The sequence below is a fragment of the Novosphingobium sp. HII-3 genome, assembly GCF_002916655.1.
In the GTDB taxonomy this organism is placed as follows: domain Bacteria; phylum Pseudomonadota; class Alphaproteobacteria; order Sphingomonadales; family Sphingomonadaceae; genus Novosphingobium; species Novosphingobium panipatense.
Genome location: NZ_PPSM01000043.1, coordinates 1 through 15,502, shown reverse-complemented (window position 1 = coordinate 15,502; position 15,502 = coordinate 1). Strand labels below are relative to the sequence as shown.

14 protein-coding genes and 1 pseudogene are annotated in these 15,502 nt (G+C 63.6%); 10 read left to right on the top strand and 5 right to left on the bottom strand.

Annotated features, from left to right (window positions below; all coding sequences use genetic code 11):
- Positions 1–14 precede the first annotated feature (14 nt).
- Positions 15–158, top strand: a complete 144-nt coding sequence (locus C2R25_RS14985; protein ID WP_255400465.1) for an isochorismatase family protein — start codon at positions 15–17, stop codon at positions 156–158.
- A gap of 238 nt (positions 159–396) precedes the next feature.
- Here C2R25_RS14985 and C2R25_RS14980 read toward each other — a convergent pair whose 3' ends face one another.
- Positions 397–1,218: an IclR family transcriptional regulator C-terminal domain-containing protein gene (locus tag C2R25_RS14980; protein ID WP_103729980.1), complete on the bottom strand. Its 822-nt coding sequence runs from the start codon at positions 1,216–1,218 to the stop codon at positions 397–399.
- 315 nt (positions 1,219–1,533) lie between these two features.
- Between C2R25_RS14980 and leuC the strand changes: the two genes are divergently transcribed.
- The 4 genes from leuC to C2R25_RS14960 are packed head-to-tail and all read left to right on the top strand — an operon-like array spanning position 1,534 to position 5,487.
- Positions 1,534–2,919 (top strand): 3-isopropylmalate dehydratase large subunit, encoded by a 1,386-nt coding sequence (gene leuC, locus C2R25_RS14975; protein ID WP_103729979.1) that lies wholly within the window; start codon positions 1,534–1,536, stop codon positions 2,917–2,919.
- Complete coding sequence (locus C2R25_RS14970; RefSeq protein ID WP_103729978.1) at positions 2,919–3,512, top strand: 3-isopropylmalate dehydratase small subunit 2; 594 nt, start codon at positions 2,919–2,921, stop codon at positions 3,510–3,512. Before leuC ends, C2R25_RS14970 begins: the two co-directional genes overlap by 1 nt.
- Complete coding sequence (locus tag C2R25_RS14965) at positions 3,509–4,363, top strand: oxaloacetate decarboxylase (protein ID WP_103729977.1); 855 nt, start codon at positions 3,509–3,511, stop codon at positions 4,361–4,363. The genes C2R25_RS14970 and C2R25_RS14965 overlap by 4 nt, the downstream gene beginning before the upstream one ends.
- The gene (locus tag C2R25_RS14960) at positions 4,363–5,487 is read left to right on the top strand and encodes a zinc-binding dehydrogenase (RefSeq protein WP_103729982.1); all 1,125 of its coding nucleotides are present in this window, start codon (positions 4,363–4,365) and stop codon (positions 5,485–5,487) included. Before C2R25_RS14965 ends, C2R25_RS14960 begins: the two co-directional genes overlap by 1 nt.
- A gap of 108 nt (positions 5,488–5,595) precedes the next feature.
- Here C2R25_RS14960 and C2R25_RS21050 read toward each other — a convergent pair.
- The 4 genes and pseudogenes from C2R25_RS21050 to C2R25_RS14950 form a co-directional block, all read right to left on the bottom strand.
- Positions 5,596–5,733 (bottom strand): annotated as a pseudogene (locus C2R25_RS21050) (alpha/beta hydrolase); the annotation flags it as partial.
- Positions 5,734–5,741: 8 nt separating this feature from the next.
- Positions 5,742–5,891 carry a hypothetical protein gene (locus tag C2R25_RS21045; protein ID WP_233204034.1) on the bottom strand — a complete coding sequence of 50 codons (150 nt, stop codon included), beginning with the start codon at positions 5,889–5,891 and terminating at the stop codon, positions 5,742–5,744.
- 158 nt (positions 5,892–6,049) lie between these two features.
- Positions 6,050–7,255 carry an NAD(P)/FAD-dependent oxidoreductase gene (locus C2R25_RS14955; protein ID WP_233204033.1) on the bottom strand — a complete coding sequence of 402 codons (1,206 nt, stop codon included), beginning with the start codon at positions 7,253–7,255 and terminating at the stop codon, positions 6,050–6,052.
- 537 nt (positions 7,256–7,792) lie between these two features.
- Positions 7,793–9,922, bottom strand: a complete 2,130-nt coding sequence (locus C2R25_RS14950; protein ID WP_103729975.1) for a TonB-dependent receptor — start codon at positions 9,920–9,922, stop codon at positions 7,793–7,795.
- 486 nt (positions 9,923–10,408) lie between these two features.
- Between C2R25_RS14950 and C2R25_RS14945 the strand changes: the two genes are divergently transcribed.
- The 5 genes from C2R25_RS14945 (at position 10,409) to C2R25_RS14925 (ending at position 15,466) form a co-directional block, all read left to right on the top strand.
- Complete coding sequence (locus C2R25_RS14945) at positions 10,409–11,209, top strand: alpha/beta fold hydrolase (RefSeq protein WP_103729974.1); 801 nt, start codon at positions 10,409–10,411, stop codon at positions 11,207–11,209.
- Between the two features lie 265 nt (positions 11,210–11,474).
- Positions 11,475–12,236, top strand: coding sequence for an arylmalonate decarboxylase (locus C2R25_RS14940; protein WP_103729973.1), 762 nt, complete (start codon positions 11,475–11,477; stop codon positions 12,234–12,236).
- Positions 12,237–12,322: 86 nt separating this feature from the next.
- Positions 12,323–13,237: a polysaccharide deacetylase gene (locus tag C2R25_RS14935; RefSeq protein WP_103729972.1), complete on the top strand. Its 915-nt coding sequence runs from the start codon at positions 12,323–12,325 to the stop codon at positions 13,235–13,237.
- Entirely contained in the window at positions 13,237–14,400 is a 1,164-nt protein-coding gene (locus C2R25_RS14930) for an FAD-dependent monooxygenase (RefSeq protein ID WP_103729971.1), read from the top strand. Before C2R25_RS14935 ends, C2R25_RS14930 begins: the two co-directional genes overlap by 1 nt.
- Position 14,401: 1 nt before the next feature.
- On the top strand, positions 14,402–15,466 hold the full coding sequence (locus C2R25_RS14925; protein WP_233204030.1) for an aldehyde dehydrogenase: 1,065 nt from the start codon (positions 14,402–14,404) through the stop codon (positions 15,464–15,466).
- Positions 15,467–15,502: the final 36 nt, after the last annotated feature.

Here is a 15,502-nt window from a genome sequence, read left to right as displayed (position 1 = left end):
CCGCCCTCGACGCCCTGCAGAACGGCTTCGTCCCCCTCGTGGTCGCAGACGCCTGCGGCGAGCGCGACGAACGCCCACACCAGGCAAACCTCTTCGACCTCTCCAAGAAATACGCCGAAGTAATCACCAAAGACCAGGCCATCGCACTGATGGGCTGAGGCTTCAGCGAGGCGGAAACGCGAGAAGGGATGCACGAGGCTGGTCCATCGCGCTGGTCTGCGTGCCGTTCCTTCTTATTGGCACCGCACTTTACGCCGTGGCTCTGCGGGCGATCCGCAAGGCTCATGCCCGCGGCGACAGCGAATGCGCACGCCTTCTGGCGGGTGAAAGCTGAGGACAACCTTTGCGCAAGAAATGCCCGGTCGGTCACCCGGGCATTCCCATCGCCCCTTGTCCTCAGTTGAGGACGGCCATCTCCATCTCTGTTTCCGTTTCGTGCAAGTCGCCGCGGTTCATTTCCTCGGCGATCGCGGCGGCGGTCGACTTGAGGTCGGGCAGGTGGCGTTCTACCGCCTCTCCCTGCTTCATGGCGGCGGCGAAGTAGATCATCGTCAGCGCCGCTTCGAACTGACCGTCCCGGAAGATCGGAACGGCGACCGAGGACGTCTTGCCCGGCGTCAGGTTGTGCTGCCCCCAACCGATCGCAGCGTACCCTTCCTCGCGAATCTTGTTGAGCGTGTTGACTGAGACATAGGCGGTCTGCTCCTGCTCGCCAGGCGAACCGACCAGCGAAACCCAGTCCATCATCCGGTCAAGTTCCTCGGGCGTCATGTGAGCCAGGCAGACCCGGCCCGACGCGCAGTCCATCAAGGGTAGCCGAAAGCCCGGATAGTACCTCTCGAACGTGAGGGAGGTTTCGGCATGCGTAGAATCCCGTACGACCATGTGTGTGCCCACGCGTACGGTCAGAGAAACAGGCCAGCCGATCTTCTGGGTCAGCGCGCGCAAGTGCCGACGGCTGTGTTCGACAAGCAAGCTGTCCGCCTGGAAGCCCTGCGACAAGGACTGGACGAGCGCGGTCGGCCGGTAAAACTTGCGCGCCGGTTCCTGCTCGATAAGCCCTTCATACATCAGAGTCTGCACGATCCGGCAGGCGGTGGGATAGGGAATGCGACCACGCTTCGAGATCTGCATCATCGATAGCGAGCCCATCTGATTTATTTCCTGAAGTATCGAAATAGCCCGGCAAACCGCCCGGATCGGTACACCTCGTTCCATAGCTTTACCCTCAAACTCGGTTCTCTCCTCCGAAGTTTGTGAAGCTAGGGTTACAAGGATGATTTCCGCGTGGCGACCACTTTTTCCTCGCCGGCTGAGCACCAGTTTGGCACACCTGCCGGGAAGCGGCAGAGTTGCGTGCTTAGCCGCAACTGAGTGGCGACAGAAATGCTATACAAACGCGATGAACCGTTGGAGGATCTAACCGTAGCTTGCCTGTCAAGCCGCCTCCCGGCCGCCGACCAGTATCCGTAGAATGGACATGCCGCCGCGATTGCTCGACGCTGGCCCTGTCAGAGTTGCAAGGCTGGCGTGATGACCAGCCATGCCTCACCGCGAACGCTCTACGACCGCCTCTGGGGCGCGCATACTGTCGTGCGCGGGGATGCGGGCAAAGACCTGATTTACATCGATCGGCACCTGCTGCACGAAGTGAGCACGCCTCAGTCGTTCGAACTGCTGCGCGACAATGGCCTTGTCGTGCGGCGCCCTGCCACGCAACTGGCCGTGCCCGATCATGCCGTGCCTACGGCCGAGCGAGGCGGAACCATCAGGGGCGAGCTGGCCCGCAAGCAGGTCGCGCTTCTTGAAGCAAACTGTGCGGAATTCGGGATAGAGTATCTGGCGCTCGAGGGGCAACAGCAGGGTATCGTGCACGTCATCTCGCCCGAACAGGGTTTCACGATGCCGGGCATTTCGCTCGTCTGCGGAGACAGCCATACCGCCACGCACGGTGCCTTCGGCGCGTTGGCGTTCGGCATCGGCGCCAGCGAGTGCGGCACCGTCATGGCGACGCAGACCCTATGGCAGGCGCGAAACCGCAACCTTCGAGTGCATTATGCGGGTACGCTCCAGCCCCACGTCACTACCAAGGACATGATCCTGGCCCTGATCGGAAAGATCGGCGCGGGCGGCGGGATCGGCCACGCCATGGAATTCAGCGGCGAGGCCGTGGCGAGCGCCTCGATGGAAGCGCGAATGACCCTGTGCAACATGGGGATCGAGGCCGGATCTCGGGTGGCTCTCGTCGCGCCCGATGATACCACTTTCACCTGGCTCGAAGGTCGCCCGCGTGCACCTCAAGGGGCGATGTGGGAAAAGGCCGTGATGTATTGGCGAACTCTGCGGTCCGACGACGACGCCGTATTCGACCGTATCGTGGAGATGGACGCAGGTGCCATCGCTCCCCAGGTGACGTTCGGCACGTCTCCGGACCAAGTCATGCCCGTTGACGGCCTAGTGCCGGCTGGTCCGGCCCGCGCGCTGGAGTACATGGGTGTCGAAGCCGGCAGGCCGCTTGTCGGACTGGGTGTGGATTACGCCTTCATAGGTTCCTGCACGAACAGCCGTATCGAGGATCTGCGCGCGGCGGCGCAGGTGATCCGTGGACGCCGTATCGCCCAGGGCGTCACGGCCATGGTCGTGCCCGGCTCGACCGCGACCAAGCAGCAGGCGGAAGCCGAAGGGCTGGACCGCCTGTTCGAACAGGCCGGATTCGCCTGGCACCACGCGGGCTGTTCTTTGTGCGTGGCAATGAACGGCGATGTCGTACCCGAAGGAAAGCGCTCGATTTCCACTTCCAACCGCAACTTCGAGGGGAGGCAGGGGGCAGGCGCGCGAACACACCTTGCCAGCCCTGCGATGGTCGCCGCTGCCGCGATCGCAGGGCACATTGTCGATGTCAGGAAGGAGTTCCTCTGATGCCGGGTTTCATCCCCTTCACCGCGAACGCCTTCGTACTGGAGGAAGACGACGTCGACACCGACATCATCTTTCCCGCCCGCTTCCTGCTTCATACGGAACGCCAGGGCCTCGGCCGCTTCGCCTTCAGGGATCGTCCCGCGCTGCTCGACGCCTATGCGCGCGCCGGCAAGCCGCCAATCCTGCTGGCAGGCGCCAACTTCGGCTGCGGATCGAGCCGCGAACATGCGGTCTGGTCGCTGCATGGAATGGGCGTAGCAGCGATCTTCGCACCTTCGTTCGGAGAGATATTCCGCGGCAACTGCGCCAACAACGGCATCGTCGCCGGCGGCATGGCGGCAGGCACACTGGCCAGGCTGCAGGCTATGGCCAACGCGGGCCACGCGCTCTCCATCGATCTGGCCGGGCAGACGGTGACGTGCGCGGCGCAGGCTTTCCCCTTCACCGTTCCCGATAGCGACCGCGAGATGCTGCTCGCAGGCTGGAACACAACGACGCGGATTCTTGCCCTGCATGGCAAGGACATCGCGGCATTCGAAACGTCCCAGCGCGCGACGGCGCCCTGGCTCTGGACAGAGGAAGCAGACGCATGACCGCCAACATCCTAAAGGACAAGCTCGCAGAGGGTGAATTCTTCGCGGTTCCGGGCGTGCACGACATGATCGCGGCCGTAATGGCTGAAAGAGCCGGCTTCGATGTGGTCTACGGCAGCGGCTACTGGACGACCGCTTCCGGCTACGGGCTGCCGGACGTGGGCATCGTCAGCTACACCCAGATGCTGGACCGAATGGCGACGATCAAGCGCACTATCTCCTCGGCCCTGATCGCGGATGCCGACACCGGCTTTGGCGGCCTGCTCAACGTGCATCACACCGTGAAGGGCTACGAACAGGCCGGTATCGCCGCCATCCAGATCGAGGATCAGGAATTTCCGAAGAAGTGCGGCCACACCCCCGGCAAACGCGTCGTCGCGACCGAGGAGATGGTCGACAAGATCAGGGTGGCGGCCGAAGCGCGTGAGGAGATGCTGATCATCGCCCGTACGGACGCCTACCAGACCTACGGCCTGGACGAGACGATGCGTCGCCTGGAAGCCTACGACAAGGCTGGTGCCGACATCCTTTTCCCGGAGGCCGTGACCACTGAGGAAGAAATGCGCAGGGTCTGCGAGGCGTTCGGCAAGCCGGTCATGGTCAACATCGCCAACGGCGGCGTGACCCCGCCTTACCCGGCCGATGTTCTTGCCGAACTCGGCTTCGCGTTCGCCATCTATCCGGCGCTGACCAGCCTTGTTTCGGCGCGCGCGATGGAGCTTGCCCTCAATCAGTTGCGCGATCACGGCATCGGGGAACCGACCGAGCCCGGCCTGTTCGACTTCAAGGAGTTCTGTTCGCTCATCGGCTTCGAGGAAGTGTGGGCCTTCGACAAGAAGTGGGCGCGCTGATGAACGGCAGGACGCGTGCCGCCGTGCTCTCCCAGTCGGGCGGGCATGCGAAGCCCTACGCCGCCAATATGCCCCTGCGCATAGCCGAACTTGATCTCGATGAGCCGGGGCAGGGCGAAGTCCGCGTTGCGATCGATGCTGCGGGACTTTGCCATTCCGACCTCTCGGTCGTGAATGGTGACCGGGTGCGGCCGATGCCGATGGCGCTCGGCCATGAAGGGACCGGCATCGTCGAGGCCCTCGGCCCCGGCGTGACCGGCCTTGCCGTTGGCGACCGCGTCGTGTTGGTGTTCCTGCCGTCCTGCGGGCGATGCGTTCCGTGTCTCTCTGGCGAAGGGTACCTGTGCGAAGCGGGCGCTGCCGCCAATGGTCGCGGCGAACTGCTCGGCGGCGGCTTTCGCCTGCACGATCGCGGCGTGGACGTGCACCACCATCTCGGCGTCTCGTGCTTTGCCACGCACGCGATCGTTGACCAGCGGTCCGCAGTTAAGGTGGACCGCGACATCCCGGCCGAGGTCGCTGCCGTGTTCGGCTGCGCGGTGCTGACCGGCGTGGGTGCCGCGATCAACAGCGCCGCTATCCGCGCAGGCGAGACGGTCGTTGTGTTCGGCCTCGGCGGCGTCGGGCTGGCCGCGTTGATGGGCGCGTTGGCGAGCGGCGCCGCAACCGTCATCGGCGTGGACCTTGCTGCCGCCAAGATCGCGCTCGCGGGCGAGCTTGGCGCCATCGGCACGACGCCGAACGAGCTTGATGCGGTCATGGCCGAGCACCTTGGTGGCAAGGCGGACGTCGTGATTGAGACGGTGGGCAATGCCAAGGTGTTGGCTACCGCGTACAGCGCCGCTCGACGGGGTGGCCGCGTGGTCACTGTAGGGCTGCCGGCCCCCGAACAGCGGCTCGATCTTCAAGCCGTCTCCCTGGTGGCGGAGGGCAAGACCCTGATCGGCTCTTACATGGGCTCCTCAATACCTGCGCGGGACATCCCGCGCTACATTGCCATGTGGAAGGCTGGCCGCCTGCCGGTCGACCGCCTGATCAGTTCCATTCACGGGCTCCACGAACTGAACGACATGCTCGACGCCATGGATAAGGGCGAAGCCATCCGGCAGATTATCCGGTTCTGATCGTGGGCGGATCGGGGGGCGGCGCCGACTTGGCCGCTTTGCGCCGGGACGCCTTGTGGTAAGGTGCATGCCCAGGGTTCCGCCGCTCGACACGCCGACGAAGGTCGTTGAACGGAGGCCCAGCTGCGAGAGCAGTTTGATGGGAATGTCAGTCGGCTGCATGGTCCTTGCCGCCGCGTCCGTGGTGCCGTCGGAGAGGCCGTAGCCCGGAATGTCGTAGCGGACGATGCGGTACCGCTTGCTCAGCGACAGGGCTATGCGGTTCCACGTGCGCAGGCTGCTTTCGGACCCGTGACCATGAACAGCACCGGCGCGTCACGGGGGCCTTCGTCCTTGTAGTGGGTCTTCAGCCCGCCGATGACCGCGAGCGGGACGGTAAGCAGTCCGCTGCGGCGGGGGGGCATGTCCTCACCTTCTTTATCAGGATGTCGCCAAATCTATCCATCAGCGTGGGCATGTCCGGCTGAACGCAGGCATTATCCGACTGGCGACCGATGCTACGCAAAAACCCCGGCGGATGCGTCCGCCGGGGCCTTCGATGCCGTCCGGAACGATCCGGAGATCAGACGATGGCAGCGGCCTTTTCAAGGCTGCGGAACATGGCCTGCTGCAGGATGTATTCGTGCCGAAGGTCGGCGTTCGCCTCCAGCTGGGCGAGGTGCGCTTCGCGGGCTTCCACCTTGTCTTCCACCGCAGCCTTGTTGGCGATTGTCTGCGCCTGCACGAAGTCGCGCGTCACGGTGCGACGCTGCCGATCATAGAGCGAAAGCTGTGCCTCCGCATCCGCGCCTTCCAAGATCACCTGACACAGCTTCTCGACAAGGTTCATCGCGTCGTGAATGCCTGAGTTCATGCCGAACCCGCCAAGCGGGTTGTTGAGGTGCGCGGCATCACCGGCCAGCATGATGCGTCCGTGGCGGAAGCTGTTGGCGACGCGCTGATGCACGCGGTAGCAGGTGCGGTGCTCCGTCTGCACAGCGGCGTTGACGCCGAGAAGTTCGGCGAAGACGGCATCCTTCACGGCGTCGCTCGTCACTTCAGCCGTCGTGGCGCCTGACTTCTGCGGCACCAGGACGCGCCACAGACCCGGCACCTTCAGCAGGACGCACCAGAACGGATTTCCGCTGACGTAGTTGACCTCCTTAACCCACGGCAGGTGCTCTTCGATCGGGTAGGCGGTCGAGAGGGTCAGGAACGTCTCGTCGTAGGTGAAGCCGTCGAAACCGATGCCCAGCCACTTGCGCACCGTCGAATTGCCACCGTCCGCGCCAATCAGGTAATCGGCGTGGAACAGCTTGATGTCGAACGGCGTCTCGACGGAAACCTGAACGCCGTTCGCCCCCTGCACGCAGTTCGCCACCCGATGGGAGAACAGCACTTCCGCATTCGGCATGCTCGCCAGCCTGGCCGCGACCAGCCGGGTCAGCTTCCACTGCTCGCACTGGAGGCGGTAAGGGAACGGCGTCATGTCCGCGATTTCGCTCATGTCGAGCGAGTAGGAACGCCCCGTGTCACGGTTGCTGTACTGGTAGAGCGGAGCGCGAAGACCTTGTTCCTCCAACGTCTCGCGCAGGCCGAGGGCCTCCATCATCTCCAATGTCGGCGGATGGAACGTGGAGGCCCGCATGTCTTCAAGGCAGGTCGGTGTGCTTTCAAGTACGCGTACTGAAATTCCCTGCAGCGCCAAAGCATAAGCGGCCACCATGCCCACAGGGCCGCCACCGGCGATAAGTACCTGCGAACGTGAATTGTTTAGTGGAAGCAGCAAGGCGTCCCCCCGATGAATTATCACTTGTCAGGAAAGGCCGTCTGACGCAACCGTGCTGTACACGACTGCGGGAAGACCGTCCCTCAGTGAACTGAAAACGACATTTCGGGCCGTGCATCGCCTTCCGGGACCGAGCTTCGGCTCTTGCGAATGCCGGTCCCGGGAAGCGTGATGCCCTCGATCGGCATAGGCGAGTTTGCCTGCGGGGGATCCGATGATCGCGCCTGTGTTCGCGCTGCGATCACTCAGCCCCGTCCCCGGTCTGGATGAGGATCCCGCATGGTGCGGAGCAGGAATTGGCCCGCGACATGTGCGATGCAACGGCGCTCGGAGGCACGATTGAGGGCCCTGTCCTGGCTGGGCGCTGAGATGCGGGCGGGCGACGTCGACGCCGTATTCATCTTCCTTCCTCGGACCTGCCTGAGGGGTGTCTCGCATCCGGCAGAAAACGAAAAGAAGCCCGGCAGGATCTATCCTGCCGGGCCATGGAGTTGAGGGTGGTCCGGACGCCCTCGCTGGCGCCCGAGCCGAGGAAAATCAGAAATTGTAGCGTGCGGTGGCCAGGACGGTGCGCGGATCAGTCATGAAACGCGGATTGATGACGGAGAAGCCGAAACCGGTCTGCCAGTAAATCTGGTTGAACAGGTTCTTGCCCGCGACCTGGAACTGCCATGGCCCCACATCGTACCCGACGTAGGCGTTGACGAGCTGAGTCGAGGTGACAGCGCCGATCGGGGCGTTGTCTGCCGTAGAGAAGTAGGAGTCCCGGAAGTTAGCGTCGGCACCGAACTTGAACCGGCCAGAGCCCAGATCGAAGTTATAATCGAAACCGATCGTGGCCTGGTAATCGGGCAGGAACGGCGGAGTGTTGCCTGCCAACGAAGCATCGGCCGGTACGTTGCGATACTTGCCGTCGTTCAATGCGCCGTTGCCCCAGATCTGCAGACCAGTGACCGGCTTCCACGCGATCTCAGCCTCCAGGCCCTTCACGGTCATGTTGTAGTTTTCGATGAGGAAGCCGCCATCGCCAAGGCTGATGGATTCCTGACGGTCCTTGATCTTGTTGATGAAGCCTGACAGCGCCACGCGCAGGGTGCTGCCGATGTCCGCCTTGACGCCGACTTCGAAAGCATCGGTAGTCTGCGGTCGGAACGCCGCCGCGAGCTGGTCCGCCGTGGAGGCAAGGCCATTGTAACCGCCCGACTTGAAGCCCACGCTGTACGACCCGTACAGCAGCACGTCGTCGCTGGGCTTGAAGTTGATGCCCAGCTTGGGCGTGAACTTCTTGTAGTGATCGCGGCTGACTGCGGGTTCGCCTTCGATATCGGCGTCGAGCGACTTGTCCTCAAGGGTATAACGCCCGCCTGCGATCAGCGCGAGCTGGTCGGTGACGTTGAAGGTCAACTGGCCGTAGCCGGCCCACGCATCGGTCTTCGCATAAAAGTTCGTCGTAGCCGGGGCGAAGAACACGGTGGAGGTCATGACCTGCCGGCCGGTTTCATGAAAGTAGTACATGCCGAGGACGTAGTTGATCAGGCCGCTTGCCAGCGAACCTGCGGCGTTGATCTCCTGGCTGAATTGCCACTGGCTGGAATCGCTGTCCCGCACGAAGAGAGCCAGCGGCGTGGTGCCCGTAGCGCCGATCATTTCGGGATAGACGCCGCCCGAGAAGTCCTGGATCCAGAAGTCGTCCAGCTCCGAATAGCCGGTGATCGACGTCAACGTGCCACCCGGGTAGTCGGCCGTCAGCTGAAGCGAGCCGCCCTTCTGCTTCACCCGTGTGTCCGAGGCGACTGGCGAGAGTACGGTGCGATACGATCCCGAAAGCGGCACGATCTCGCCCTGATCGTTAGTCACGGTGTTGACGGACCACTGGCCGTCCGAATTGAGATCCAGATAATAGAGGTTCAGTCGTGCGGTAACGGCATCACCCTTGTAGGCAAGGTCGAACTGCCCGCCGCCGAAGCGTTCCTTGCCGACCTTGCGATCAAGCGTGGCGTTGTACTGCCGCCCGCCGTCGCGCGCCCGGATGATGCCGTTGAAGGATGCGGCCCACTTGCCGTCCTCGCTCAGCGGGACAGAAATGTAGCCCTTCAGGCGGCGCTCGTTCCAGGTGCCGTATCCGGCTTGCACGTTACCGGTGAAGTGATCGGAAGGCTGCTTGGTGATAATGTTGATGGCACCGGCCGAGGCATTGCGGCCATAGAGCACGCCTTGGGGACCGCGAAGGACTTCGATCCGCTCGATCTCGGCGAAATCCATCAGCGCGCCCTGCATGCGGGCGTTGTAGACGTTGTTCACATAGAGCGCGACTTCGGCTTCCGACATGACGTAGCCACCGTCCGTGCCGCCGCCGCCGCGGATATAGGCTTTCAGACCTGCCGATCCGCCCGTCACGCCGTCGAGCTTGAGGTTGGGGACAAGGCGTGCGACGTCGGTGGGCGCCAGCACCTGCCGGGTCTGTATTTCGTCGGCGGTGATGGCGGTGACGCTGATCGGCACGTCCTGCAGGCGCTGGTCGGTGCGCTGGGCAGAGACGATGATGTCGCCGAAACCGTTCGCATCGCTGTCGGACCCGGCCACTTGTGCCTCTTGCGCGAAAGCGGCGGCAGGGATGCAGGCCATCGTGGTGGCCAGCAGCAGACCCTTGGAAAATGCCTTAATCATGGTGTCGAAAGACCCTCGTGCGTGTTGTGCTGTAAACCCTGGTCCGATCATGCACAGGTAGCGGCGCTTCGGCGTTCGTCGGACTAGCAGAAGCTGTCGGTGATAAGGTTTTCTCGCAATGCTGCGCCGCAAACTGTCCGCAGAATGATAACTCGCCTGCATCGCCCCATGCGCCGCCGGCGACTGCCCGCCACCATCCTCGTGGCCGTCGAAAACAGCTGTTTTCTGCGGCTTGCCGCGACTTCTGCTGCGAGCGTGAGGCTCTTGGAGGCGGTGGCAGCGAAGCTGCGGACCGGCGGTTGAGCGGCGACTTTGTCCAAGTGGTGGAGATTCCCTTCTCACAAATGCGTGCCCACCGAGGCCGCACTTATCGTTGGTCGCCGGTAAGGGGAGAACGAACACGATGAGAATGCCTGAACAGCACGCCGCCGGTTATGGCAGCGGCATGGCGCCGGCGTTGTCCGATCGGTCTCGCGAGGTGGCACTGTGACGCGCAACACGATCCGCAAGGCCTATCTGGACCTGCCGGACGGCCAACTGCATGTGCGCGAAGTCGCGGGCAGCGGACCTGCCATCGTTTTCCTGCACCAGACCGCATGCTCGGCACGAAGCTATGATCCGCTGCTGGTCGAGCTCGATCTGCCGAACCGGTTGGTGGCGATTGATACGCCCGGTTTCGGAGGAAGCTTCGATCCCGCGGGCTGGCCGTCCCTGTCCGATTACGCGGGCTGGATACTTGCGGGCATCAATGCGCTCGGGATCGGGCGGTTTCACCTGTTTGGCCATCATACCGGGTCAAGCCTCGCGTTACATCTCGCCGCCCATCATCCCGGGCGCGTGCTGTCGATCATGCTGGCAGGCGCCGAACTGATGACGCCCGAAGAGCGCCGTCACTTCCGCGAGAGCCACGGCGACCCGATAAGACTGCAGCGCGACGGTTCGCACCTGCAGGCCTACTGGGACTACGCTGCCGGCTTCAACGAAGGCATTAGCGTGGAAATCGTCCATGACGAGGTCGTCGCCATGCTGCGGGCGTGGAAAGCCCGCCCCCAAGCTTATCGAGCGGTAGCTGCATCGGACACGCCCGCTCTCGCCGCCAGGATCGTGGCGCCAGTGCTGCTGCTTACGTCGCCCGATGACTATTTCCATGCCGAGCTGAATCGCGCCCGTGCCGCTTTCCCGGATGCCCGCGTGGCGGTCACCGCCGGCGGGAACTTCCAGGCCACCGCTGACCCGGAAGGAGTGGCGCGAGCGGTGGAAGCTTTCCTGACGGTGCCGCACGTCTGATCCTTCGTGGCGCCCGTACTTCGCCTCCTCATGAATGGAAGCGCGTCCGGTGCTGCACATCGGCTTGGCGCACTGGTCGTCAGGTGGAGATTGCCCCGGATGCAGCCTTGCGGAAGGTCGTCTCAGGGCGCGATGAATGGGGCGAACGAGGGCGTCAGGTGCCCCGCGGCCGGAAGAGCGTAAAGCGACCTTTCGACCGGGACCGCCGGCCCGGATCTGCAATTTCGCCGCCAGGGCATCTTCTGCGGCTATCGGGACACAGGAAATGACGGATTCTCTCGGTTACCGCATGAAGTTCGCGGTGGTCGCCCCCTCGACGAACACGAGCGTCGAGCCGGAATATGCCGACATGCGCCCGCGCGGCGTGACCAACCACTTCTCGCGCATCTCCATTCCCGACACCAGGGTCACGGACGACGACAGCTTCATGGTGATGCTGGAAAACATCCGCAGTGCCACTTTCGATGCAGTGGACGTCTCCATGTCGATGGAGCCGGGCTGCGTCATCATGGGCATGTCGGCGGAGACGTTCTGGGATGGAGCGGAAGGCGCCGAGCGCCTGCACCAGCGTATGCTTGAGCGGACGGGGGGCGTTCCGGTCATCATGGGCTCCACCGCCGTCGATGCGGCGATCCGGGCCTACGAAGAGGCCGATGGAAAGAAAATCCGTAGGATCGGCATCCTTACGCCTTATGCCCCGGTGGGCGACGCCAACGTCAAGCGATTCTTCGAGGACCAGGGCTACGAAGTCGTTCACATCAAGGGCCTGAAATGCCAGTCGCCCATGCTGATCGCGCACGAAAGCAAGCAGACGCTCAAGCGTACGGCGATCGAGGTCAGCGAAGGTGTCGACGCGATCATCCAGGCCGGCACTAACCTTGCCTTTGCGGAAGTGGCGGCCATGGCCGAGTTCTGGCTCGAGAAGCCGGTGATCGCGATCAACACCGCGACGTACTGGCATGCGCTGCGCTCCATGGGTCTTGCGGACCAGAAGGAAGGTTTCGGCCGTCTCCTCTCAGAATTCTGAGGGTAAGCTGAAGGTACCGCGCTGACGGTGCGGCAGCGCCGGGTTACACCGGCGCCGGGTCGAGAGAGAAGAGTACGGAGTACGCGATGGAATACGATTACGTCCCGATGCCGCACCGCCAGCCCCTCAAGTGGCCGGACGGAAAGCGTGTGGCGCTGCTGATCACGTTCAACCTCGAGACCTGGGACCTCACCAAGGATACCGACAAACCGTATTATGCGGGTGGCCCGGCAATCCTTCCCGACATCCTGCCTGGCAACACACCCGACTTCCCGAACTATACCTGGCGCGAGTACGGGCAGCGTGTGGGCATCTGGCGCCTGTTTGACCTTTTCGACGAACTCGGCGTCAAGGCAAGCTGCACGACCAATGCAGTCACGTTCGAGCGGCGCAAGGCGATGACTGACGCGGTGCTGGAGCGTGGCTGGGAGTTGCTGACGCACAACTGGGAGCAGGGCGAGCTGCTCACGACTTTCGCTCACGAACCGGAAAAGGAGCGCGATATCATCATGCGCTCTCTCGAGCAGTTCGAGAAGTTCACCGGGCGCAAGTCGAAGGGTTGGCTCTCCTCGTCGCTCCGGGGCACGATGCAGACCGCCGACATCCTCGCGGGGGAGGGCTGCACTTTCTACTGTGACATCATGAACGACGACCAGCCCTATTTGCTGCGTACGCCGAACGGGCCGATCGTCTCCGTGCCCTATTCAAACGAGATCAACGACTTCACGTTCATCACCCGTAAGAACTTCACGACCGACCAGTTCCGCGATGCGCTGATCGAGGAGCTTGACGTGCTCTACGCGGAAGGTGCGAAGAGCGGGCGCATCATGAACATCGGCCTGCATCCGCATGTCGCGGGCCGCGCGCACCGTGTGCGTGCCGTGCGGGAGTTCATCGAGCATGCCAAGTCGCTGGACGGCGTATGGTGGGCCACGCGTGAGGAGATCGCGGATTGGTATCTCCAGAACCACGAGAGCCACATTCCGGGGCAACTGGGCTGATGGACCGGGCGCGGGTTCTTGTTGCGGGCGGTGGCATCGGCGGACTCACCGCTGCCATCGCGCTGCTCCGGAAGGGCTTTGAGGTCGACGTCTTCGAGGGCGCACGCAACTTCGGTGAAGTGGGGGCGGGCGTCACGCTCGCTCCCAATGCCATGGCGGGCTTTCAGCACCTGGGGCTTGGCGGAACGATAGAGGCGTCGGGCACCGAGCCGGTGCGGCAGGTCGTGCGGCACTGGGAAGACGGCCGCGTCCTCAAGATCCTCGAACGCGGCACCGAGATGCGCGACAGGTACGGTGCGCCTTATCTCTACATGCACCGTGCCGATCTCCACGCGATCCTTGTCGAGGCCGCGCAGAACCTCGGTGGCAGGCTGCACCTCGCCTCGCGCGTGGTGGAGGCGGGGCACGATGGACCGCACGCGTGGCTCAGGCTGGAGGACGGCACGGTACGTGGGGGCGATCTCGTCGTGGGTGCCGATGGGCTGAAGTCGGTGGTGCGCAGAAACTTCGAGGAAATCTCAGCGCATTTCACAGGGCACGTGGCGTGGCGCGGCGTCGTACCGGTGGACGACGAATTGCGGGAACTGGCGCAGAATCCCGGCAACTTCATTGGACCGGAACGCATGGCGGTATGGTATCCGCTGCGCGGCGGCACTCAAATCAATCTGGTGTTCTTCGCGCGCGAGGAAGGCTGGACCGACGACGGCTGGACGATCCCGGCGACGCGCGACGAACTGCGCAGAGTCTTTGAGGGATGGTGCCGGCCGGTGCGCTACATGATCGATCACCTGGAGGAAGGCCGCCTGTTCAAGTGGGCCATCAACGCCCGTTCGGCGCTGTCAACCTGGAACCAGGGAGGCTGTGTGACCCTGCTGGGAGACGCGGCGCATGCGATGACGCCGTTCCTGGGGCAGGGCGCGTCCTGCGCGATCGAGGATGCCGTCGTGCTGTCGCGCGCGATGGAAGCCAGCGCCACGGTTGCCGAGGCCATCGCCCGCTACGAGAAGGCGCGGATCGAGCACGCGACGTTCGTCCAGACGGAATCGAACGCCAACGCCGAGCGCCTGCAGAGCAAGGACGCGGACGCCTTCGGCAAGAAGGAGATCCGCAACGAGGAAACGCTGGGCCTGTTCGCCTACGACGCCGGCAAGGTGGAAGTGTAAGATGATGCTGACTGCTGCCGACCTGCCGGTCCAATTGTCCCCTGCGACATGGGACGTGTTGCGTGGAGACTTCCCGCTTCTGATCGATGGGCGCTTCGTGCCCGCTGCCAGCGGCGCTTCGGAAACGGCTTACGATCCGGCTACCGGAAAGGCGCTTGCCGATTTCGCGATGGGCGATGCAACGGACGTGGATCGCGCCGCGCGCGCGGCCGCCCGGGCGTTTGGCGGTCCGTGGTCCAGGCTGTCGAACTTCGAGCGCGCGCGCCTGTTGCGCAAGCTGGCGGACCTGCTGGAGGCCAACGCACAGCTACTGGGCGAGTTGGAGGTGCTCGACAACGGCATGCCGATCTGGCTTGCCAGCATGACCGCGCGCAACAACGCCGAGCTTTTCCACTACTACGCGGGTTGGGCCGAGCGGATCGAGGGCATCACCACCACGCCGCCCGCGCACGTGCTGGCGGCGGGAGAGGCGCTGACTTACACCTTGCGGGAACCGGTGGGCGTAGTCGGCCAGATCGTACCATGGAACGTACCGCTGGCGATGGCTTGCCTGAAGCTGGCCCCGGCGTTGGCGGCGGGCTGCACCGTCGTACTCAAGCCTGCCGAGGAAACGCCGCTCACCGCCGTCGTACTCGGACGGCTTATCATGGAAGCGGGGTTCCCCGAGGGCGTCGTCAACATCGTCAACGGGGACGGGGCGGCCGCCGGTGCCGCGCTGGTCCGCCATCCGATGGTCTCGAAGATCTCCTTCACAGGGTCAACCGAAGTGGGCAAGCTGATCGTTCGCGAATGCGCGGACGATCTCAAGAAAGTCAGCCTTGAACTGGGAGGGAAGTCCCCCGTCATCGTCTTTCCCGATGCGAACATGGAAAAGACGGTGCCCGGTGTGGCGATGGCCACCTTCTTCCTGCAGGGCCAGAACTGCATGGCGGGAACACGTATATTCGCCCACGCCGCGATCTATGACGAACTGCTCTGTCAACCGGCGCGCAAAACTGACCCCCTATCGGCGCCCAATATTGACCCCACCTTTCGGCAGCGCGGCGGTTATCCCGGTAGTCGATAGGAGGGGCCCACGGACGACGACGCGCACCGTCAGGTG

Coding starts and splice junctions, on each gene's coding strand:
- C2R25_RS14935 (WP_103729972.1), top strand. CDS start 12,323: ATGGAATACGATTACGTCCCGATGCCGCACCGCCAGCCCCTCAAGTGG.
- C2R25_RS14925 (WP_233204030.1), top strand. CDS start 14,402: ATGATGCTGACTGCTGCCGACCTGCCGGTCCAATTGTCCCCTGCGACA.
- C2R25_RS14965 (WP_103729977.1), top strand. CDS start 3,509: ATGACCGCCAACATCCTAAAGGACAAGCTCGCAGAGGGTGAATTCTTC.
- C2R25_RS14970 (WP_103729978.1), top strand. CDS start 2,919: ATGCCGGGTTTCATCCCCTTCACCGCGAACGCCTTCGTACTGGAGGAA.
- C2R25_RS14950 (WP_103729975.1), bottom strand. CDS start 9,922: ATGATTAAGGCATTTTCCAAGGGTCTGCTGCTGGCCACCACGATGGCC.
- C2R25_RS14960 (WP_103729982.1), top strand. CDS start 4,363: ATGAACGGCAGGACGCGTGCCGCCGTGCTCTCCCAGTCGGGCGGGCAT.
- C2R25_RS21045 (WP_233204034.1), bottom strand. CDS start 5,891: ATGCCCCCCCGCCGCAGCGGACTGCTTACCGTCCCGCTCGCGGTCATC.
- leuC (WP_103729979.1), top strand. CDS start 1,534: ATGACCAGCCATGCCTCACCGCGAACGCTCTACGACCGCCTCTGGGGC.
- C2R25_RS14980 (WP_103729980.1), bottom strand. CDS start 1,218: ATGGAACGAGGTGTACCGATCCGGGCGGTTTGCCGGGCTATTTCGATA.
- C2R25_RS14940 (WP_103729973.1), top strand. CDS start 11,475: ATGACGGATTCTCTCGGTTACCGCATGAAGTTCGCGGTGGTCGCCCCC.
- C2R25_RS14930 (WP_103729971.1), top strand. CDS start 13,237: ATGGACCGGGCGCGGGTTCTTGTTGCGGGCGGTGGCATCGGCGGACTC.